The sequence below is a fragment of the Halobacterium salinarum DSM 3754 genome, from assembly GCF_008124605.1.
Taxonomy (GTDB): Archaea; Halobacteriota; Halobacteria; order Halobacteriales; family Halobacteriaceae; genus Halobacterium; species Halobacterium salinarum.
The window spans coordinates 284,748-303,830 of record NZ_VRYN01000001.1 but is presented as its reverse complement, the minus strand read 5'-3'; the positions used below and the strand labels follow the sequence as shown (position 1 = coordinate 303,830).

18 protein-coding genes are annotated in these 19,083 nt (G+C 70.7%); 13 read left to right on the top strand and 5 right to left on the bottom strand.

Annotated elements, in window-relative coordinates; genetic code table 11:
- Window positions 1–4 precede the first annotated feature (4 nt).
- Window positions 5–1,129: an ABC transporter ATP-binding protein gene (locus tag APQ99_RS01625; RefSeq protein ID WP_010903370.1), complete on the bottom strand. Its 1,125-nt coding sequence runs from the start codon at window positions 1,127–1,129 to the stop codon at window positions 5–7.
- 142 nt (window positions 1,130–1,271) lie between these two features.
- Between APQ99_RS01625 and APQ99_RS01620 the strand changes: the two genes are divergently transcribed.
- Genes APQ99_RS01620 through map form a run of 4 tightly spaced genes read left to right on the top strand, consistent with a single transcriptional unit; the run spans window position 1,272 to window position 5,099 of the window.
- A complete protein-coding gene (locus APQ99_RS01620) occupies window positions 1,272–2,450 on the top strand; it encodes an ABC transporter substrate-binding protein (RefSeq protein ID WP_010903369.1) in 1,179 nt (392 codons plus the stop codon).
- Window position 2,451: 1 nt separating this feature from the next.
- Entirely contained in the window at window positions 2,452–3,345 is an 894-nt protein-coding gene (locus APQ99_RS01615) for an ABC transporter permease (RefSeq protein ID WP_010903368.1), read from the top strand.
- Complete coding sequence (locus APQ99_RS01610; RefSeq protein ID WP_010903367.1) at window positions 3,345–4,160, top strand: ABC transporter permease; 816 nt, start codon at window positions 3,345–3,347, stop codon at window positions 4,158–4,160. The genes APQ99_RS01615 and APQ99_RS01610 overlap by 1 nt, the downstream gene beginning before the upstream one ends.
- Before the next feature lie 48 nt (window positions 4,161–4,208).
- Window positions 4,209–5,099, top strand: coding sequence for a type II methionyl aminopeptidase (gene map, locus APQ99_RS01605; protein WP_010903366.1), 891 nt, complete (start codon window positions 4,209–4,211; stop codon window positions 5,097–5,099).
- A gap of 37 nt (window positions 5,100–5,136) precedes the next feature.
- On the opposite strand, the gene APQ99_RS01600 is transcribed toward map, so the two are convergent.
- Complete coding sequence (locus APQ99_RS01600; protein WP_010903365.1) at window positions 5,137–5,337, bottom strand: DUF7835 family putative zinc beta-ribbon protein; 201 nt, start codon at window positions 5,335–5,337, stop codon at window positions 5,137–5,139.
- Window positions 5,338–5,457: 120 nt separating this feature from the next.
- On the opposite strand from APQ99_RS01600, the gene APQ99_RS01595 reads away from it, so the two are divergent.
- Both APQ99_RS01595 and APQ99_RS01590 read left to right on the top strand, forming a co-directional pair.
- Window positions 5,458–6,003, top strand: coding sequence for an HIT family protein (locus tag APQ99_RS01595; RefSeq protein WP_010903364.1), 546 nt, complete (start codon window positions 5,458–5,460; stop codon window positions 6,001–6,003).
- 40 nt (window positions 6,004–6,043) lie between these two features.
- Complete coding sequence (locus tag APQ99_RS01590) at window positions 6,044–6,943, top strand: cation diffusion facilitator family transporter (protein ID WP_010903363.1); 900 nt, start codon at window positions 6,044–6,046, stop codon at window positions 6,941–6,943.
- 18 nt (window positions 6,944–6,961) lie between these two features.
- Here APQ99_RS01590 and APQ99_RS01585 read toward each other — a convergent pair whose 3' ends face one another.
- Both APQ99_RS01585 and deoC read right to left on the bottom strand, forming a co-directional pair.
- A complete protein-coding gene (locus tag APQ99_RS01585) occupies window positions 6,962–8,260 on the bottom strand; it encodes a tRNA (N(6)-L-threonylcarbamoyladenosine(37)-C(2))-methylthiotransferase (protein ID WP_010903362.1) in 1,299 nt (432 codons plus the stop codon).
- Between the two features lie 58 nt (window positions 8,261–8,318).
- On the bottom strand, window positions 8,319–8,957 hold the full coding sequence (gene deoC, locus APQ99_RS01580; RefSeq protein WP_010903361.1) for a deoxyribose-phosphate aldolase: 639 nt from the start codon (window positions 8,955–8,957) through the stop codon (window positions 8,319–8,321).
- A 97-nt stretch (window positions 8,958–9,054) separates the two neighbouring features.
- On the opposite strand from deoC, the gene basB reads away from it, so the two are divergent.
- The 7 genes from basB to APQ99_RS01545 are packed head-to-tail and all read left to right on the top strand — an operon-like array spanning window position 9,055 to window position 17,837.
- Complete coding sequence (gene basB / locus APQ99_RS01575; RefSeq protein ID WP_010903360.1) at window positions 9,055–10,296, top strand: chemotactic signal transduction system substrate-binding protein BasB; 1,242 nt, start codon at window positions 9,055–9,057, stop codon at window positions 10,294–10,296.
- On the top strand, window positions 10,293–12,710 hold the full coding sequence (gene basT, locus APQ99_RS01570) for a chemotaxis signal transducer protein BasT (protein WP_012289396.1): 2,418 nt from the start codon (window positions 10,293–10,295) through the stop codon (window positions 12,708–12,710). The genes basB and basT overlap by 4 nt, the downstream gene beginning before the upstream one ends.
- Before the next feature lie 42 nt (window positions 12,711–12,752).
- Window positions 12,753–13,697, top strand: coding sequence for a ribose 1,5-bisphosphate isomerase (locus tag APQ99_RS01565; protein WP_010903358.1), 945 nt, complete (start codon window positions 12,753–12,755; stop codon window positions 13,695–13,697).
- Window positions 13,698–13,749: 52 nt separating this feature from the next.
- Entirely contained in the window at window positions 13,750–14,574 is an 825-nt protein-coding gene (locus tag APQ99_RS01560; protein WP_049892606.1) for a DUF63 family protein, read from the top strand.
- Window positions 14,575–14,598: 24 nt separating this feature from the next.
- Window positions 14,599–15,486 (top strand): carbohydrate kinase family protein, encoded by an 888-nt coding sequence (locus tag APQ99_RS01555; RefSeq protein WP_010903356.1) that lies wholly within the window; start codon window positions 14,599–14,601, stop codon window positions 15,484–15,486.
- A 48-nt stretch (window positions 15,487–15,534) separates the two neighbouring features.
- Window positions 15,535–16,311 carry a nucleoside phosphorylase gene (locus APQ99_RS01550; RefSeq protein ID WP_010903355.1) on the top strand — a complete coding sequence of 259 codons (777 nt, stop codon included), beginning with the start codon at window positions 15,535–15,537 and terminating at the stop codon, window positions 16,309–16,311.
- Between the two features lie 59 nt (window positions 16,312–16,370).
- Entirely contained in the window at window positions 16,371–17,837 is a 1,467-nt protein-coding gene (locus APQ99_RS01545) for an HPP family protein (RefSeq protein WP_049892520.1), read from the top strand.
- Window positions 17,838–17,846: 9 nt separating this feature from the next.
- On the opposite strand, the gene APQ99_RS01540 is transcribed toward APQ99_RS01545, so the two are convergent.
- Window positions 17,847–19,013, bottom strand: a complete 1,167-nt coding sequence (locus tag APQ99_RS01540) for an NAD-binding protein (RefSeq protein ID WP_012289393.1) — start codon at window positions 19,011–19,013, stop codon at window positions 17,847–17,849.
- Window positions 19,014–19,083: the final 70 nt, after the last annotated feature.

The following is a 19,083-nucleotide window of genomic DNA, read 5'->3' as shown; positions in this document are numbered from 1 at the left end:
CGCGTCAGGCGTCGAACACCACGGGATCGCCGGTGATCGCGGCGGTGACGCGTTCGCCCGCCGACAGCGGAGCGTCCGTGTCGCGGATCGACGCCGCCAGCGTCACGCCCTCGGCGGCACCGACGGGTGCGAGCCGGTACCGGACCGCCTCCCCCTGGAAGGTTCGCTCGCGGACGACGGCCTCGAAGGCGTGGTCGGCGGCAGCGTCGTCGGTGCGGGCGACCATCTCCGGGCGGATCGAGGCGGTGACCGTGCCCGTCGCGTCCGTCGCCACGGGAACGGTCACCCAGTCGCCGACCGTGAGCGTCGGCGCGCCCCCGGCCGCTGGCTCGACGGTGCCGTCGACGAGCGTCGTGTCACCGATGAACGACGCGACGAACGGGGACGCCGGGTTCCGGTAGACGGCTGCCGGGGTGCCGACCTGCACGAGTTCGCCGTCCCGCATCACGCCGATGCGGTCGGAGACCGCCATCGCGAGCTCCTGGTCGTGTGTCACGTAACAGAACGACCCCTCGACGGCGTCGCTCAGCCGCCGAAGCTCCGCCTGCATCTGCTTGCGGAGCGTGCGGTCGAGACTCGACAGCGGCTCGTCCAGCAGCAACACCGCCGGCTCGTTGACGAGCGCGCGCGCCAGCGCCACGCGCTGCTGTTGGCCCCCGGACAGCGCGCCCGGCGATCGCTCCCCGGACTCCGTGAGGTTCACCAGGTCCAGCGCCGACTCGACGCGGCGCGCCACCTCGTCGGCCCCCACGTCGGGGTCTTTCTCCAGGCCGTACCCCACGTTCTCGGCGACGCTCATGTGCGAGAACAGGGCGTGCTGTTGGAACACGAGGTTGGTGTCGCGTCGCTCCGGGGGCACGCCGGTCGCGGGCTCGCCGTTGATCCGGATGGTGCCCTCGGTCGGCGACTCGAAGCCGCTGATCAGCCGGAGCGTGGTGGTCTTCCCACAGCCCGACGGCCCCACCAGCGTGAACAGCTCGTTCCGGCGTAGCGTCAGCGTCAGATCCGCGACCGCCGTGGTGTCACCGTACGTCTTTCGGACGCCGTCCAGCCGCACCAGCGCGGCCGCCTCCCCGTCGTCGTGCCCGCCCCCAGATGGGGGTGTCTCGGCCCCCGCTCGTGCAGTCATTACTCCGGCATAGCTCAGGCCGGGGTATCGGGCCGACGCATCCCGTCGATATTGCCGGTTCCACTCGCGGCCCCGCCTTCCCGCGGTACCTGCGGGTATCGCGCGGTTTTTCAGTCGACCACGACTTCCGTCGAACAGTCGCATGTCTCCACGCCAGCCTGACGCTTCTGACGCGGACGCTCCTGCGGACACCACCAGCGACGCCGGCCACCCCCACTCGACCGTGGGCCGGCGGTCGTTTCTCGCCGCCACCGGCGCTGCGGCCAGCGCCACCACGCTTGCCGGCTGTCTCGGCGGCACCACGGGCACCCCAACGATCAACGTCCTCACCTGGGAACATTACGCCCGCGACGACGTGGCCGCCGCCGTCGAGGACGCCGTTGACGCCACGGTGAACGTCACGAAGTCGATCTCCTCGGAGAAGATGTTCGCCGGCTGGCAGGCCGGGAAAGACCAACAGTTCGACATCGCCATCCCCAACAACAACTACGTCCCGAAGTTCGCGGCGGCCGGGCTTGCGGCCCCGGTTCCGGTTTCGGACCTCGACAGCTACCCCGCGATCTACGACTTCTTCAAGAACGCGATGGACACCCAACTCGCCGTCGACGGCACGCCGTACGGCGTGCCGATCCGGTTCGGGTATTACGGCTACGGCTACGACTCGCGGGCCGTCCCCGACCACGACCCCTCTTGGAGCGTGCTGTTCGACGGCATCGACGGCGTCGATCTCAGCAGCGCGGTCGCGCTCTACGACAACCACTTCAAGGCCATGTCCGCGGCGGCGCTCCACCTTGGATTCCGGGACGCCTTCGACGGCGACCGCATCACCCTCTCCGAGTCCCAGCTGGGCGCGGTCACGGACGCCCTCATCGACCAGAAGCAGTCCCTGCTTTCGGGATACATCGCGGGCGACGCGTCGTTCGTCAAAGGCATCACGAAAGGCGACTTCCACGTCGGCCACACCGGCCGCATGAACGTCACGAACATGCGCGCCGACGGCACCGACTGGATCGAGATGGCGACCCCCACGGAGGGCGCGCTCTCCTGGTTCGAGGCCGCCGTGGTCTCCACGCAGACCGACCACCCGGACCTCGCGTGGGAGGTCGTCAACGAGTACATCGCCCCCGAGACCGGGGCCACGCTCGCCCGTGAGGGGCACGCGCCGAGCGTCAACCCGGAGACCACAGCCCACCTCTCCGAGCGCCGCACCGAGCTCTACGGGGCGATCGACCCGGCCCGCCTGGCGGACATGATCCCGTCGAAGGCCGTCGCCAACGAGGACGCGTGGCGGGCCGCCTGGGAGCGCGTCAAGACCGCCTGAGATGGGCGACACAGACTCCGTGCTCGGCCGTCTCGTCGGGTCGCCCCGTGCCCGCCTGGCGGCGCTGCTGGCACCCAGCGGCGGCCTCCTGGTCGCGCTCCTGTTCGCGCCGCTGTCGTTCATGGTCGCGGTGTCGTTCGCGCGGGTCAGCGACGCCTCCCGGATCATCTGGCACCCCACCGCGGCCAACTACACCGCGCTCGTCGACGCCACGCCGTTCTGGTCGACGCCGTTCGTCACATCGCTGCTGTTGTCGGTTGGCATCGCGGCCGCCACCACGGTGGTCTGTCTGGTGGCCGCCTACCCGGTGGCGTACGCGCTCGCGCGCCGCGACCGCGGCCGGCGGGTGGTGTTCTTCCTGGTCCTGTTGCCGTTTTTCACCATGTACCTGGTCCGCGTCTACTCGTGGTATCTCCTGTTCGGCGACGGCGGCGTCCTCAACGACATCGCCACCGTCCTGGGGGTCGGCCCCGTCGACGCCTTCGGGTTCGGGGTGCCGGCCATCGTCGTGGGGCTTGCCCACGCCCAGTTCCCGTACATGCTGTTGACGCTGTACGCGGGCATCGAGGCCGTCGACTTCGACGTGCTGGAGGCCGCCCGCGATCTCGGGGCGTCCCGGCGGGCGGTGTTCCGCGACGTGCTCTTGCCGTTGACGCTGCCCAACGTCGTCGCCGGGTCGCTGTTCGTGTTCGTGCCGGCGTTCGGGTCGTTCGTCGCGCCACGGTTCCTCAGTGGCTCCACCGTGTTGTTGGTGGGGCAGCTCATCGCGGGGCGCATCGACTCGTTCAACATCGCCAGCGCGAGCGCCGCCGCGACGGTGGTGGTCGTGCTGATCGCCGCCGCGTTCGGCGTCGCCGCGCGCTACACCGACGCGTCGGCCGGAGGTGACCACTGATGGCGTCGCCGTCGACCCGCAGTCGGCTCCTGGGGCACGCGCTGTCGGCGTGGACTGTCGCCGTGCTCGCGGTGCTGTGGCTACCACTGGTCGTCATCATCGTGTTGTCCGTCGCGGAGAACGCCGCCACGATCCTGCCGTTCACCGGCGTCACGCTCGCGCACTACCAGGCCACGCTTCAGGACGGCGCGCTGTTGGGCAGCGTCGCCAACAGCGCCACCATCGCAACCCTGGCGTCGGTGCTGGCGACGGCCGTTGGCGTGCCCGCAAGCGTCGCGCTCGTTCGGTACGACGTGCCACTCTCGAACGCGTTCCGGGTCGCGGTCGTGCTCCCGATGGTGGTGCCGGGCGTGGTGCTTGGCATCGGCGTCCTCATCTCCATCCGCACGCTGCCGGGGATCACGCCCGGGTTCGTGCCGACGGTGCTGACCCACGCCGTCTACGGGCTGCCGTTCGTGGTGCTGTTGGTGTCCGCCCGGCTGGCGGCCGTCGACGACACGCTCGCGGACGCCGCCCGCGACCTGGGTGCTTCGCCGCTCGTGGCGTTCCGGGATGTGACGCTGCCGGCGATCGCGCCCGCGGTCGCGTCCGGGTTCCTGTTCGCGTGGGTGCGGTCGTTCGAGGAGTTCGTGCGCGCGTACTTCGTGTCCGGGACCACGGACGTGCTCACCACGGAGATGTACGCGCTGCTGGCGTACGGCACCGCGCCCAAGCTGAACGTGATCGCAACCCTGGTTCTGTTCGTGCTCGCGGTGGTGCTTGCCGTGGCGATGACCGCCGGCGACGTGGTGTCGGCGGTCACCGCCGGCGAGTAACACGCCCAACCCGCAACCTCTTTGCCGCGTTCGGGGTAACCTCCTGGTATGACAGACAGCGTGACGGTTGGTTCGGACGCCTACGAGCAGTACGTGGAGGCCGGCGACATCCTCACGACGGTGCTGTCCGAGGCCGCCGACCGCGTTACGGTCGGGGCGACCCACCTGGAGGTCGCGTCGTTCGCCGAGGAGCGCATCCGCGAGCTCGGCGGCGAGCCGGCGTTCCCGGTGAACATCAGCGTCAACGAGGAGGCGAGCCACGCCGCGCCGGGGGCGGACGACGACACCGAGTTCGGCGAGGACATGGTGTGCCTCGACGTCGGCGTGCACGTCGACGGGCACATCGCGGACGCCGCCACCACGGTCGACCTCTCGGGCACTCCCGAGCTCGTGGAGGCCGCCGAGGAGTCGCTGGCGGCCGCCATCGACATGGTGGAGCCGGGCGTCCAGACGGGCGCGCTGGGCGCGGAGATCCAGGACGTCGTCGAGGCCTACGGCTACAACCCGGTGGTCAACCTCACGGGCCACGGGATGGACGTCTTCGACGCCCACACGGGGCCGACGGTCCCCAACCGCGGGGTCGACTCCGGGGCCGAGCTTGCGGTCGGCGACGTGGTCGCCATCGAGCCGTTCGTCACCACCGGCACGGGGAAGGTCACCGAGGGTGCGGCGACGGAGATCTACGAGGTGGTGTCCTCGGGGACCGTCCGGGACCGGCGCGCGCGCCAGTTGCTCGACGACCTCGAACAGTTCGACGGGCTGCCGTTCGCGGCCCGCTGGCTCGACGGCGCGCGCGCGGAGATGAGTCTGACGCGCCTCGAACGCGCGGACATCGTGCGGTCGTACCCCGTGCTGAAGGAGGCAGATGGGGAACTCGTCGGGCAGGACGAGCACACGCTCATCGTCACGGAGGACGGCTGCGAGGTCGTGACTGCGTAGCCGCCACTGGAACCGGGCCGTGCGACGGGCGGGGCCGTCAGGCGTTGTTCATTCGTTGTGCGTGTTCGGCGTCGCACTCACAGCACGTCGCGACCCGGTACGGCTCCCGGGAGAACGCGGCGTTCTCGGTGTTCGTGTTCTCCGTTCGGAGCTCAACCGCAACCTGGTGGGTCGTGGTCTGACCGCAGCGCTCGCAGTACTCCGTCACCCCTTCGAAGCCCGGTGTTTTGCTCGCCATCGGTGAGTCCCGTGTGAGTACCTACACCTCCCGAACGTATATGTGTGTGGATCGTTACCATGATAGATAGTTGATACCGGCACCGAAACACTCCTTGCCCAGCCACGCACAGGGCCGCGTATGGAACAGGTGTTCGCGCCGTGGCGCATCGAGTGGGTCGAACGCGACGACACGACCGACGACGACGTTGACTGCGTGTTCTGTGCGTTCCCCGGCCGCGAGCACGCCCGCCAACACCTCGTCGTCGCGCGCACCGACCACGCCGCCGTGATGCTGAACAACTACCCGTACAACCCCGGCCACTGCATGGTCATCCCGGACGTCCACACGGGCGACTACGGCGACCTCGACGCCGACACGCTGCTCGACCACGCCCGCCTCAAGCAGGCAACCCTCGACGCCCTGGACGCCGCGCTCGGCCCCGACGCGTTCAACACCGGGCTGAATCTCGGCGGCGGCGCGGCCGGCGGCAGCATCGGCGACCACCTCCACACCCACGTCGTGCCCCGCTGGAACGGCGACACGAACTTCATGCCCGTCATCAGCGACACGAAAGTCATCGTCGAAGCGCTCGACGACACCTACGACCGGCTCCACGACGCGTTTCTCGCCCGCCCGGACGCCACCGAAGCCCCAACCGGGGCTGTGTTCGTTGATTTCAACTGAATCGAAACCTCGATACTGCCCGCCACACTACGCGTGACCAATGGAGCGCAAGCGCGCAGTGCGGCGCGTCGGTGCGCTCGTGCTCGCGGCGAACCTCGCGCTCGTCGCGGCCAAGGGCGCTGCCTGGTGGGCGACCGGCAGCCTCGCGGTCGGCTCCGAGGCGATCAACAGCCTCGCCGACGTGGCGTACTCGCTGGTGGTTCTCGGCGGCCTCTATCTCACCACGCAACCCCCGGATTTCAAACACCCACACGGCCACGAACGCATCGAACCGTTCGTCTCCCTGGTGGTCGCATTGGGCGTGCTCGCCGCCGGCGGTGCTGTGCTCTGGCAGGCCACCACCACCGTGGCCGCGGGCGACTACGGCCCCACTCCCGGCCTCCCCGCGGTCGGCGTGCTCGTCGGCACCGCAGTCGCAAAATACGCCCTCTACCGGTACGTCCTCGGCGTCGCTGCCGATCATCGCTCCCCGGCGCTGCGCGCCACCGCCCTCGACAACCGCAACGACATCCTCACCGCCAGCGCGGCGCTGGTCGGCGTCCTCGGCTCCGCCACCGGCTACCCCGTCTTGGACCCGCTTGCGGCGTTCGTCGTCGCCGCCGGCATCCTCCACACCGGCTACGAGATCGTCCGGGACAACGTCAACTACCTGGTCGGCGCTGCGCCGCCCGCCGACCTCCGCGAGCAGATCCTCGGGCGCGCCCTCGACAATCCGGACGTCGAAGGCGCACACGACGTGGTTGCCCACTACGTCGGCCCCGAGATCGACGTCAGCCTTCACGTCGAGGTGGAGGGCGAGATGACGCTGCACGAGGCCCACGACATCGAGACCGACCTCATCCTCGACCTCGAATCCATCCCGGAGGTCGACGACGTGTTCGTCCACGTCGACCCGAAGGAACTCGGCGAATGGAAGGACGCGGACACCGCGCCCGAATAGCGCGCCGCCTGCGAACGGTCAGTCCGCGGTCGTTTCGGCGGGGCCGTCGTCGACCGCGGCGGCATCCACGGGCTCCGCGAACGCGTAGACGGTCTGGTGGCTGGTGACCTCCACGGTAGCGAAGTCGCCGGGCTCCAGTCCGTGGTCGGTGGCGTTCTGCACGATCACCTGGCGGTACGCGCCGTCGTAGCATTTCACCGAGTCGCCGGTCCCCTCCTCGACGACGAGCACGTCACGCCGGGTGCCAACCATCGACTCGTGGGCTTCCCCAACCACGTCCATTTTCAGCTCCGTCATCGCCTTCGAGCGGTCCTTTTTCGTCTGCCCGCCCAGCCCCTTCAGCTCGGCGGCGTCGGTGCCCGGGCGCTTTGAGAACCGCGTGACGTTGATCTTCTCCGGGCGGGTCTCCCGCAGGAGGTCCATCGACGCCTCGTGGTCGTCGTCGTCCTCGGTCGGGAAGCCGACGATGAAGTCCGTCGACAGCGTCCACTCCCCGAGGGTGTCGTTGAACGTCTCCACGATGTCGCGGTACTGGCTGACCTCGTGTTGGCGGCGCATGTCCGCGAGCACGTCGTCGCTGCCGGACTGGACGGGCGCGTGTAGGAAATTATAGATCTCGTCGTGCTCGGCGAACACCGCCGCCAGCTCCTCCCGGATGCCGTGGACGCCGCCCGGGTTGGCCATCCCCACGCGCACCCGGAACTCGCCCTCGATCTCGGTGGCGATGCGCTCCAGCAACTCGGGGAGTTTCCGCTCGCCGGTGTCCCAGCCGTAGACGCCCGTGTCCTGGCCGGTGATCCGGATCTCCTTCGCGCCGGCGTGCACCAGCGCGCGCGCCTTCTCGACGTTCTCCTCGACCGGCGGGGAGTCCACGCGGCCGGTGGCCTGCTTGGTGATGCAGTACGAGCAGTTGCTCATGCAGCCGCGCGCGATGGGCAGGATGCCCACCACGCCGTCCAGGATCGGCTCGGCGTCCGGCGTCGTCGTCGGACACTCGCCGTTCGTCACCGCCTCGGGCACGTCGTCCCAGTGGAGGACCTGTGCGTCCACGTCGGCGTCGGCGAACGCCTCGCCCTGGGCCAGCGCCATGCAGCCCGTGACGATGAGGTCGGCGGTCTCGTCGGCGAGTTCTTTGGCCCGCCGGAGCATGTTTCGCTCCGTTTTCTCGACGACCGTACAGGTGTTGAGGATCGCGACGTCCGCGTCAGCCGCCGTCTCCACCTTGTGGTGGCCGGCGTCGCGGAGGCGTCGCTCGATGTCGCGGCTCTCGCCGCGGTTCGAGGTGCACCCGTATGTTTCGATGTGGTAGCGGGCCATCGCTGTACATGTGTTGCCCGCGCGCAGCAAAAAGGCATGCGGTCGCCAGTGATGGCGCCTACTCCGCGAACGACGCCACGATGTCGACCCCCGAAGACGCGCCGATGCGCACCGCGCCGGCGTCGAACATCGCCGCGGCGTCGGCGTACGTCCCGACGCCGCCGCTGGCTTTCACCGGGAGGTACTCGCTCATCAGCGACACGTCGGGGACCGTCGCCCCGCCGTCGGTGAAGCCGGTCGCCGTCTTCACCATCGCCGCGTCGGCGTCGGCCGCCGCCTCGCAGGCGGCGTGTTTCTCGGCGTCGGTCAACACCGGCGTTTCGATGATGACTTTCACCGGCAGCGGCGTGGCGTCGTTCACGGCCGCGATCTCCGCGGTCACCGCCTCGTGGTCGCCGCCTTTCAGTCGGCCGATGGGGATCACGAGGTCGAGTTCGTCCGCGCCGTCGGCGTGCGCGTGCTCCGCGGCCGCGACCTTCACGCTGGTTGCCTGCGTGCCGTGTGGGAACCCGATCACGGTGGCGATGGTGCGGTCGGCGGACGCGTGGTCGCGGGCGTCGGCGACGTAACACGGCGGGATACAGACGTTCATCCCGTGGGCTTCGGCGTCGTCGACCACGCTCAACACGTCCGCGCGTGTCGTGGTCGGTCCCAGCACGGTGTGGTCGATGCGGGCGGCGAGTGTCTCGCGGTCCATACCCGGACAACAGCCCGGCGCGTGGAAATATTCCGTGGCTCTCTTCGCTGATAACGCCACCCGAAGGTTGAAATGCGACAGTTAGCAGTGATTGAGTATGCATAGCACGACCAGACGAGAATGGTTGGGCGCGATCGGAGCCACCGCAGCCACCGGGCTCGCTGGCTGTGCCGGCGTCGGGGGGGCAGGCCAGCCCGTCACCGTCGGCTCGCTGCTCCCGCTGTCCGGCCCCGGCTCACTCGGTGCCCTCGCCGCCGACCACCAGCGCGCCATCGACACCGCCGTCGAGCACGCCAACCGCGGCGGCGGGATCAACGGCCGCGATGTCGTCCACGTCTCGAAAGACACCGAAGCTGACCCGTCGGTGGCGGCCGACCGGTACGCCACGCTCGCCGCCGACGAGTCCCCCCTGGCGATCGTCGGCCCCGTGCTCAGCGGCGTGACGACGGCGCTCACCGAGCAGGCCGCCGCGGACGCACAGCTCCTCGTCAGCCCCTCCACAACCGCGCCCGCGATCGCCACCGCGGGCCGCAGCGACGGCCAGAAGTTCGTCGCCCGCACCTGCCCCAACGACAGCCAGCAGGCCGCCGTCATGGCGAAGATCGTCGACGACGACATGTACGCCGCCGCCGACACGGCCACCATCCTCTACGTCGACAACGCGTTCGGGGCCGCGTTGGCCGACGTGCTCGCCGACCGCCTCGGGGCCGACCTGCTGGCGTCGGTCCCCTATCAGGGGGGGACCGACACCCCGGGCGGGCCGGTCGACGACGCGCTCGCGCCCGACCCGGACGCCGTCGCGTTCATCGGCTCGCCCGGCTCCTCGAGCGGCGTCATCGACGAGCTGGTCGGCCGCGAATACGGCGGCGAAATCGCACTCAGCTCCGCGCTCGCGTCGGCGTCCTCGCCACCCAGCTGGAACGGCGCCTACACCGCGACCGTCAACAGCGCCAGCACCGTCGGTACCAAGCGCCTCCGGCGCGCCCTCAGCGACGCCACCCCGCTGCAGCCGTACACCGAGAACGCCTACGACGCGGCCGCGCTCGCGTTGCTCGCGGCGTCCTACAGCGGCGACCCGACTCCGCGCGCCGTCGCCGGCGCGCTCCAGTCCGTCTCCGGCGGCGTCGGTCACTCGATCACCGTCGGCGACTTCGGGCGCGCGACCGACCTCATCGACGCCGGCCGCGAACTCAACTACAACGGGGCCACCGGGAACGTCGACCTCACCGCCGCCCTCGAACCGGTCACCGGCTACCTCATCCAACAGCTCACTGACGCCGGTATCGAGACCCGCGAGCTGCTGAAATCCGGATACTTCACGGACGGTGGTGACGCGTGAGCGACATCGACCGCGGACTCTTCGAGCGCGTGCTCCCCGCGCGCATCCGGGGCAGCTACGCGGCGAAGTTCAACGTGTTGTTGCTCGTGGTGGTGATCATCGTGGCGGCCGCCGGCGGCTACATCCACCTCCAAACCCAGTCGACAGTCGGCGAGAACACCGAGCGCCGCGTGTCGGGTATCGCCGAACAACAGGCCGCAACGCTGCACGACTGGCTCACACAGAAAGAATCAACCACGACGTTCCTGGCCTCGAACATCGGGGGTGATGCGGTCCGGACGAGCGACGTCAAACCACAGCTCGAACGCCAGCTCGCAACCCTCCAACAGGACGTGCGCGCCATCCACGTGGTGTCCACGAGCCAGGACACCGTGGTCGCGAGCACCGACGACGCGCGCTCCGGGACGACACTCCAGGCCGGCGACGCGCCGTGGCTGTCCACCATCGAGGACGGCACCACCGACGTGTCCGTCTCCGACCCCTACGAGGTCGACGACTCCCCCGTGGTCGCCATGACTGCGCCCACGGACAAACCCGGCTGGGTGCTCGTGATGACCATGTCGCTGGCCCAACACTCCCAGTCGTTCAACTCCCCGATCGCCACCGGCGACGTGAAAGTCGTCAACGGCGACGGCGTCATCACGCTCGACAACCGGAACCGCGCGCTGCTGGAACAGTACACTGACACCGCGGGCAACGTTCCGGCTGCGGTTGCGACCGCGCGCAGCGGCCAGACCGTCTACAACACCGAACCCGAACGCACCGGCATGGACGACGGCCGGTACGCCACTGCGTACACGCCGGTCGCCGGCACCGACTGGGTGTTGACCTACCACGTCCCCCGCGGGCAGGCGTACGCGCTCCAGTCGGAGGTCACGCAGAACCTCGCCGGCCTCGTCGTGGTGGCACTCGTGGGCCTGCTGCTGGTCGGGCTGACTGTCGGGCGGCGCACGTCCAGCGCCCTCGACGAGCTGGCGGGCGTCGCGGCCGCCATCGCCGACGGCGACCTCGACACCACGATCCCCGACACCGACCGCACCGACGAGCTCGGACAGCTCGTCGGGGCGTTCGGGGAGATGCAGACGTATCTCACCACGGCCGCCAGCCAGGCCGACGCGCTCGCCGACCAGAACTTCGACGCGGACGTGCTCGACGAAGATCTCCCCGGGGCGTTCGGCGCGTCACTCTCACAGATGCACACGCGCCTGGAGGCGCTCATCACGGACCTCGATGAGGCCCGCGAGGACGCCGAGCAGACGCGCAAAGACGCCGAAGAGGCGCGTGCAGCCTCGGAGCGGTTGAACGAGCGCCTGGAGCGTCGCGCCGCCGAGTACAGCGACGAGATGGCGGCCGCGGCGGCCGGTGACCTGACCAGACGCCTCGACGAGGACGTCGACAGCGAGCCGATGCAGGACATCGCCGAGGCGTTCAACGACATGATGGGCGACGTGGAAGCCACGCTGGCACAGGTGCGGTCGATCGCCGACGCGGTCGACGCCGCCAGCACCGACGTGTCCACGAGCGCCGCGGAGATCCGCAGCGCCAGCGACCAGGTCAGCGAATCCGTCCAGGACATCTCCGCGGACGCCGACCAGCAACGCGACCGCCTCGGCACGGTCGGCGACGAGGTCACGTCGCTGTCCGCGACCGTCGAGGAGATCGCGGCCAGCGCCGACGACGTCGCCGAGACGGTCAACCAGGCCGCCACCGAGAGCGAGCGCGGCCAGGAGCTCGGCGAGGACGCCGTCGCCGAACTCGAACGCATCGAGGCGACCGCCGACAGCGCCGTCGAGCGCGTGACCGCCCTGGAGGAGGCCGTCGACGCCATCGGCGACGTGACCGGCGTCATCACGGACATCGCCGAGCAGACGAACATGCTGGCGTTGAACGCCAACATCGAGGCCGCCCGCGCCGACAAGAGCGGCGACGGCTTCGCGGTGGTCGCCGACGAGGTCAAGGACCTCGCCGATGAGGTCAAAGAATCGGCCACGGAGATCGAGACGCTGGTCGACGACGTGCAGGCCGACGTCGCGGACACGGTCGCGGACATGTCCGAACTCGGCGACCGCGTCGACGCCGGCAGCGAGACCATCGAGGCGGCGCTGGCGGCGCTCGACGACATCGGCGACCAGGTCGAGGCCGCAAACGGCAGCGTGCAGTCGATCAGCGACGCCACCGACGAGCAGGCGGCCTCCACCGAGGAGGTCGTCACGATGATCGACGAGGTCACGGACCTCAGCGACCGCACCGCCACCGAGTCCCAGCAGGTGTCGGCGGCCGCCGAGGAACAGGCGGCGTCGGTCTCGGAGGTCGCCGGGCGCGCCGACGACCTCGACGACCAGGTGTCAACGCTCAACGACCTGCTCGATCAGTTCGACGCGCGCGCGGCGTCGGCCGACACCGACGAGAACTGACGCGTCGCCGAACCCTTTTCTTCGTGGGCGCGTAGCCCGAGTATGGTCACCGAGGACGTGCGGGCGACCGCCGACGACATCGCCGACATGGAGATCCGGGGCGCGGCAACCATCGCGCGGGCGGCCGCCGACGCGCTCGAATCCCAGGCCACCGACAGCGACGCCGACTCGCCCGCCGCGTTCCGCGCGGAGCTTCGGGCGGCGGCCCGCCACCTCCGGGACACCCGCCCGACGGCGGTGAGCCTCCCGAACGCCCTCCGGTACGTGCTCGGCAACACCGACGGGGAGACGGTGGCCGCGCTGCGGGCGTCGGTCACCGACGCCGCCGACGCCTTCCGCCAGCAACTCGACCGCGCCCAGGACGACCTGGGCGCGATCGGCGCCAACCGGCTGCGGGACGGCGACACCGTGATGACCCACTGCCACTCCACGGACGCCCTGGCGTGCGTGAAAGCCGCCCTCGACGACGGCAAACACATTGAAGCCGTGGTCAAGGAGACCCGCCCCCGCAAGCAGGGCCACATCACCGCCGACCAGCTCCGCGAGTGGGGGGTGCCGGTGACGCTGATCGTCGACAACGCGGGGCGTCGCTACCTCGACGCCGTCGACCACGTGCTCGTGGGCGCGGACTCCATCGCCGCCGATGGCTCGGTCATCAACAAGATCGGCACCAGCATGCTCGCCGTGGTCGCCCGCGAGCGCGGCGTGCCCGTGATGGTTGCGGCCCAAACGCTGAAACTGCATCCGGACACCCTCACCGGCAACACCGTCGAGATCGAGATGCGCGACGAAACCGAGGTGCTGGCCGCCGCCGACCGCCACCAACTCGGCGCGCCCGACGTCGAGAACCCCGCGTTCGACGTGACGCCCCCGCGGTACGTCGACGCCATCGTCACCGAGCGCGGGCAGTTCCCCCCCGAGAGCATCGTCACCCTGATGCGGGAGCTGTACGGCGACGGCACCACCGAACCGTGGGCCGAGGACTGACCCGAAAGGCAACACTTTCACCGCGAGCGTGACGCCACCCCGTATGGACACCATCGCCGTGCTCCCCTCGGGGTTCGCGCTCCCGCCGCTGCCACACCTCCTCGCCGTCGCGGCGCTGGCGGCCGCCGTGCTCGTGGGGCTGCGACGCGACCCGCCAACCGTCGACGGACGGGCCGTGCTCGCGCTCGCGCCCTGGATGGTCGCCGGATCGAGCCTCTACGCCTGCCACCAACTCGGGCTGTATCCGTCGGCCGTCGCCCCCGTCTTCGGGTCGCCCATCGTCTACGCGACCACCGCCGCCGCCGCCGGCGCGACGTGGCTGGCCGTCCGCCGGTTCGGCGCGCGGCCGCAAGTGCTGCTCGCTGGCGTCGGCGCTGTCGCCGCTGCCGTCCCGATCACCGCCGCGCTCGCGCGTGGCTGGACCGCCGGCACGCTCACGCTCGCGTGGCCGTTGGGCGCGGTCGGCGCGGCGCTGGTGCTCACCGCCGGCAGCTGGCGGCTCCTGGCCCGCATCCGCCCCACTGACACGCGCGCGGTCGGCGTGGCCGGCGTGCTCGCGGTCTTCGGGCACGCCCTCGACGCGACCTCGACGGCCGTCGGCGTCGACGCCCTGGGGTACGGCGAACAAACCCCGCTGTCGACCGCCATCATCGAGCTCGCGCGGGCGCTGCCGACCGCGCCCGTCGTCGGCGGCGGCTGGCTGTTCGTGGTCGTGAAACTGGCGTTGGCGGCCGGCGTCGTCGTTCTGCTCGCGGAGTCGGTCCGCGACCGCCCCCAGGAGGGCACCGCGATCCTCGGGCTCGTGGCCGCGGTCGGGCTCGGCCCCGGCGTGCACAACGTAGTGTTGTTCATCGCCGCCAACCCCACAGGCTTTTAGCCGCCGCGGCCGCTGGCCGCTGGTATGAGCCGCGTCGTCGCCGCCGGCCACGTCAACTGGGATGTCACGCTCCGCGTGGATGCGCTCCCCGAACCCGACGGGGAAGCCGAGATCGTCTCCCAGCGGCGCTCGGGCGGTGGCAGCGCCGCCAACGTCGCGTGCGCGCTCGCCGGCTTCGACATCGACGCCGGCCTCGTCGGGAGCGTCGGCGACGACGAACACGGCCTGCTCGCGCAGCGCGAACTCCAGGCCGCCGGCGTCGACCTCGCCGGCCTGCGCGTCGTCGACGGCCTCGAAACGAGCGTCAAATACCTCCTGGTGGACAGCCGTGGGGAGGTCATGGTGCTCGGCAACGACGGCGCAAACGAGGCCGTCGCGCCCGGTGACCTCGACCCCGCGGTGGTCGGCGCGGACTGCGAGCACGTCCACCTCACGAGCCAGCGCCCCGCCACCGCCGCCCGCCTCACGGCCCTCGCCCGGGAGCACGACGCCACCGTCTCCTTCGATCCGGGGCGTCGGCTCCGCGACCGCGACTACGGCGACGCGCTCGCCCGCACCGACATCCTGTTCGTCAACGACAACGAAGCCGGCGCCGTCCTCGACGACGACGGCGGCCCGACCGCCCCCGACAGCGACCGCGTCGTCGTCGTCAAACACGGCTCCGAGGGCGCGACCGTCCACACCCCCAGCGGGTCGGTCACCCACCCCGGGTTCGCGGTCGATCCCGTGGACACGACCGGCGCAGGCGACGCGTTCGCCGCCGGGTTCGTCGCCGTGGTGCTTGACGGCGGCGACCACGAGCGCGCCCTGGAGTTCGGCAACGCCTGCGGCGCGCTCGCCGCCCAACACGAGGGCGCGCGCACCGCGCCGACGCGCGCCGACGCCGCGTCGTTTCTCGACAGCCAGTTCTGACCGCCACCGGATCCACGGCTTTTTCTCGCCACCAGCACAACCCCGCGTATGGCCAAACAACCCCACCTGCTCGTCGAGGACGGCGATGTTAATGATGTCGCGTTGCTCCCCGGGGACCCGGGGCGTGTCGACCGCATCGCCAGCCACTGCGACGACAGCGAGGTCGTCGCGGAGAACCGCGAGTACAAGGTCGTCAACGCCACCTACGAGGGGGTTTCGCTCACGATCTGCTCGACCGGGATCGGCTGCCCGAGCGCCGCCATCGCCATCGAGGAGCTCGCGAAAGTCGGCGTCCAGACGGTCATCCGCGTGGGCACCATCGGGGGCCTCCAGGCCGGCGTCGAGGTCGGTGACATGATCGTCGCCAACGGCGCCGCCAAAGCCGAAGGCACGAGCAAGCGCTACGAGTCCGCGACGTACCCCGCGGTCCCGGCGTACAGTGTGCTCGCGGAGCTCGTCGACGCCGCCGAAGCCACCGAGGGTGTCGGCGACCACGAGCAGTCCGCAGCCGCCGACGGTCCCGCCGGGGCGACGGTCCACGTCGGCCCCATCGTCAGCGACGACGCCTTCTACAACGAGAGCGACGACTACGTCGCCGACTGGGAGGCCGCGAACCTGCTGGGCATCGAGATGGAGGCCGCGACCGTGTTCTCGCTGGCGCGGCGGCGCGGCCTCGCCGCGGGCGCGATCTGTACCGTCGACGGCAACCTGGTCGCGGGCACTCAGAAGGGCGCCGACAGCGACGACGAGCTACCCGAGAAGGCACAGAACAACGTCTCGCGGGCGATCGACATCGCCCTCGACGCGGTCGTCGCCCTGTCGTAGCTCGCGGGCGTGCGGGAGCGAAACACACAAACAGTCACCGACCGGACTGCTGTGGTGTTGTGCTCCCGGAGGTCCGCCGTCGACTCGCCGCCGCGCGCCGCCGTGTTGCGCGCATCGAGCGGCGCGAACTCCGCCAGCTCCGGCGGTGGCTGGAAACCACGAGCAACCTCCTGCACGCGTCGGTGCTGTTGTTCGTGCCCCTGCTCGTCGGGCTGGTAACGCTGTTGTCGAACACCATCGGCGCGGTGTCGTTTCTGTTGTTCCCGCCGCTGGCGTCGGGCACGTACACGCTGTTCTCGGACCCCGACGGCCAGTACGCCGACCCCGTCACGTTCGTGGCTGGCATGACCGTCGGCGCGCTCTGTGGGTGGGGTGCGGTCACGGTCGTCGCCACGGCCGTCTACGACGTGGCCCCCTCCGCGGTCGGCGTCGACGCCGGGGCGGCGGCGCTCGCCGTGCTCGCCACCGGCGGCGCGACGTGGCTGCTGGGCCTGGAGCTCCCGACGGCGTTCTCGACGGCGCTGCTCGCGCTGTTCACTGGGAACGCCGGCGTCGCGTACGTGGCCGGTGTCGCGCTGTCGTCGTCGCTGGTCGCCGTGGTGTTCGTGGTCTGGCGCAGACAGGTCTACGAGGAGCGCGCCCGCTACCTCTACCACACCACGGCGGCCGACGACCACGTCGTCGTCCCGATGCGCGGGCCTCGGGCTTCGAAGGCGGCGATGCTGGGCGCGCGCCTGGCGGCCGCCCACGACGCCGGCAAAGTGGTGTTGCTCGACATCGTCGACGACGCGGACGTGGCGGCCGCGCGGCGCAACTGCATCCGGACCGCACCCGACGACGACGCGCGCGTCGAGAACGCCGCCTCGCCCGCCGAGCAGGACGCCGCCGAAACCGCCGCCCAGCGCCTCGAAACCCAGGCCTCGCGCGTCGAAACGGCGGTCGGCGTGCAGTGTGAGGTCGTGGTCGCGGTCGCCGACAACGACCCCGCCAAGACCGTGCTGGCAACCGCCGACGAGGCCAACTGCGATCTGGTCGTGACGCCGCTCGCCGCCGGCGACGACGCGGGCGACTTCGACGGCGGGCTGTCGCCGTTCGTCACGACGCTGTTCGGATCCTCCGTCGACGTGGTGGCGCTGCAGGCCGGCGACGACACCACCGACTGGAAGCGCATCATGGTGCCCGTGCGGTCGGCGTCAGACGTCGCACACGCGATGCTGGATTACGCCGCGCGCCTCGCCGGCCACGACGGCACGGTCAGCGCGTGCTCGTGTGTCGAGTCCGAGCGCGACCGCCGCCGGGCGGAGTCGTCGCTCGCCAGCCTCACTGACGTCGTCGACACGAGCTGCGAAACCCGGGTTTCGCGGTCGTCCGTGGAGTCGTTCATCGAACGCAACGACAGCCACTACGATCTGGTGTTGCTCGGCGCCAGCACCGACCGGTCGGCCGCCTCGAAGTTCTTCTCGCGGCCCACCTACGAGCGCGTCGCGGACCTCGACACCGACGTCGCGCTCGTCCACATGGGGTGACCCGGCCGGCTACGGGTCGGCGGCGTCCCCGACCACGTCGTGGGCCTTGCGCTCGGCGTCGCGGTCGCCCAGCGCGGATTGCGCGATCAGCCGACCGCCGATGACCGCCGGGCTGATCACGGTGTCGGCGCCCGCGCGCCGGAGTTTCGCCTCGTTCTCCTGGTCGCTGGCGGCCGCGACCACCGCCACATCCGGGTGGGATTCCCGCACGGTCAACACCACGAGTGCGTCCTCGCCGTCGTCGTTGGTCGCCGCGACGACGGCGCGAGCGCGGTCGACGCCCGCCCGCGTCAGCGCCTCGTCGTCGGCCGGCTCCGCCACGAGCACGTGCAGGTCGCGCTCCCGCAGCGCGGTCACGCTCCGGTCGTCGCTGGTCACCACGACGTACTCGCCGGGGCCGCGGTCGAGCTCTGTCAGAATCGGTTCCGTGAGATCGCCGTACCCCGCAACGACCACGTGATCGTTGAGGGCGTCGAGGTCGCGTTGTGTCATGCGTCCAAGGACGTTCGCGAGGCGCGCTTCCAGGGCCGGCCCGATCAGGGTCGTGAGCGCAACCGCGAAGCTCGCAGCGCCGCTCACGAGCACGGACAGCGAGAACAGCCGCGCGGCCTGCGTGGTGGGTGTGATGTCGCCGTACCCGACTGTGGTGGCGGTGACCAGCGTGTAGTAGAACGCGTCGAGCACCGTCGACACCGCCCGGAAGCCGTCGTCGCCGCGGAGCGCGTACGTGCCGACGGTGCCGTACGCCAGCACCCCGATGAGTCCGGTGCCGACGGCGAGCTGGCTCGTGGACCGCGGCGTGCGACCCGTGAACCGGCCGGCGGTGACGCCGACGACGGGAAGCGACCCCACCGACACCACCACCAGCGGCACCGAGTACGGCGTCGCCTGCAACAGCCCCTGGGCGGCGGTGACCGGCAGCAGAACCACCGTCGAGTACCACGCCGCCCGGAGCCCGCGCCGCAGCCCGCCCGCGCTCACCACCAACAGGAACCCAGTGAGCGCGCCCGTGAACCCGGCGGCCTGGCTGACCCACGCCGGCACGTACTCCGCCACCGGCCCGAACCCCGTGCCGGGGTCGATGATGCCGACGACGCCGGTGGCGACGGACAACACCGCGACCACCAGGGTCAACGCCACCGCGAGCCGCCCGGGCACGCGCTCGGCGCCGTCCATACGGCTACGCCGACGCCCCACGTAATAAGCGCGGCGACGCCGCCGGGCTGTGGCGACCCCGCAGCACATA

Excerpts from the sequence above, each read along its gene's own strand:
- APQ99_RS01625 (WP_010903370.1), bottom strand. The coding sequence starts at position 1,129 with ATGACTGCACGAGCGGGGGCCGAGACACCCCCATCTGGGGGCGGGCAC.
- APQ99_RS01620 (WP_010903369.1), top strand. The coding sequence starts at position 1,272 with ATGTCTCCACGCCAGCCTGACGCTTCTGACGCGGACGCTCCTGCGGAC.
- APQ99_RS01615 (WP_010903368.1), top strand. The coding sequence starts at position 2,452 with ATGGGCGACACAGACTCCGTGCTCGGCCGTCTCGTCGGGTCGCCCCGT.
- APQ99_RS01610 (WP_010903367.1), top strand. The coding sequence starts at position 3,345 with ATGGCGTCGCCGTCGACCCGCAGTCGGCTCCTGGGGCACGCGCTGTCG.
- map (WP_010903366.1), top strand. The coding sequence starts at position 4,209 with ATGACAGACAGCGTGACGGTTGGTTCGGACGCCTACGAGCAGTACGTG.
- APQ99_RS01600 (WP_010903365.1), bottom strand. The coding sequence starts at position 5,337 with ATGGCGAGCAAAACACCGGGCTTCGAAGGGGTGACGGAGTACTGCGAG.
- APQ99_RS01595 (WP_010903364.1), top strand. The coding sequence starts at position 5,458 with ATGGAACAGGTGTTCGCGCCGTGGCGCATCGAGTGGGTCGAACGCGAC.
- APQ99_RS01590 (WP_010903363.1), top strand. The coding sequence starts at position 6,044 with ATGGAGCGCAAGCGCGCAGTGCGGCGCGTCGGTGCGCTCGTGCTCGCG.
- APQ99_RS01585 (WP_010903362.1), bottom strand. The coding sequence starts at position 8,260 with ATGGCCCGCTACCACATCGAAACATACGGGTGCACCTCGAACCGCGGC.
- deoC (WP_010903361.1), bottom strand. The coding sequence starts at position 8,957 with ATGGACCGCGAGACACTCGCCGCCCGCATCGACCACACCGTGCTGGGA.
- basB (WP_010903360.1), top strand. The coding sequence starts at position 9,055 with ATGCATAGCACGACCAGACGAGAATGGTTGGGCGCGATCGGAGCCACC.
- APQ99_RS01565 (WP_010903358.1), top strand. The coding sequence starts at position 12,753 with ATGGTCACCGAGGACGTGCGGGCGACCGCCGACGACATCGCCGACATG.
- APQ99_RS01555 (WP_010903356.1), top strand. The coding sequence starts at position 14,599 with ATGAGCCGCGTCGTCGCCGCCGGCCACGTCAACTGGGATGTCACGCTC.
- APQ99_RS01550 (WP_010903355.1), top strand. The coding sequence starts at position 15,535 with ATGGCCAAACAACCCCACCTGCTCGTCGAGGACGGCGATGTTAATGAT.
- APQ99_RS01540 (WP_012289393.1), bottom strand. The coding sequence starts at position 19,013 with ATGGACGGCGCCGAGCGCGTGCCCGGGCGGCTCGCGGTGGCGTTGACC.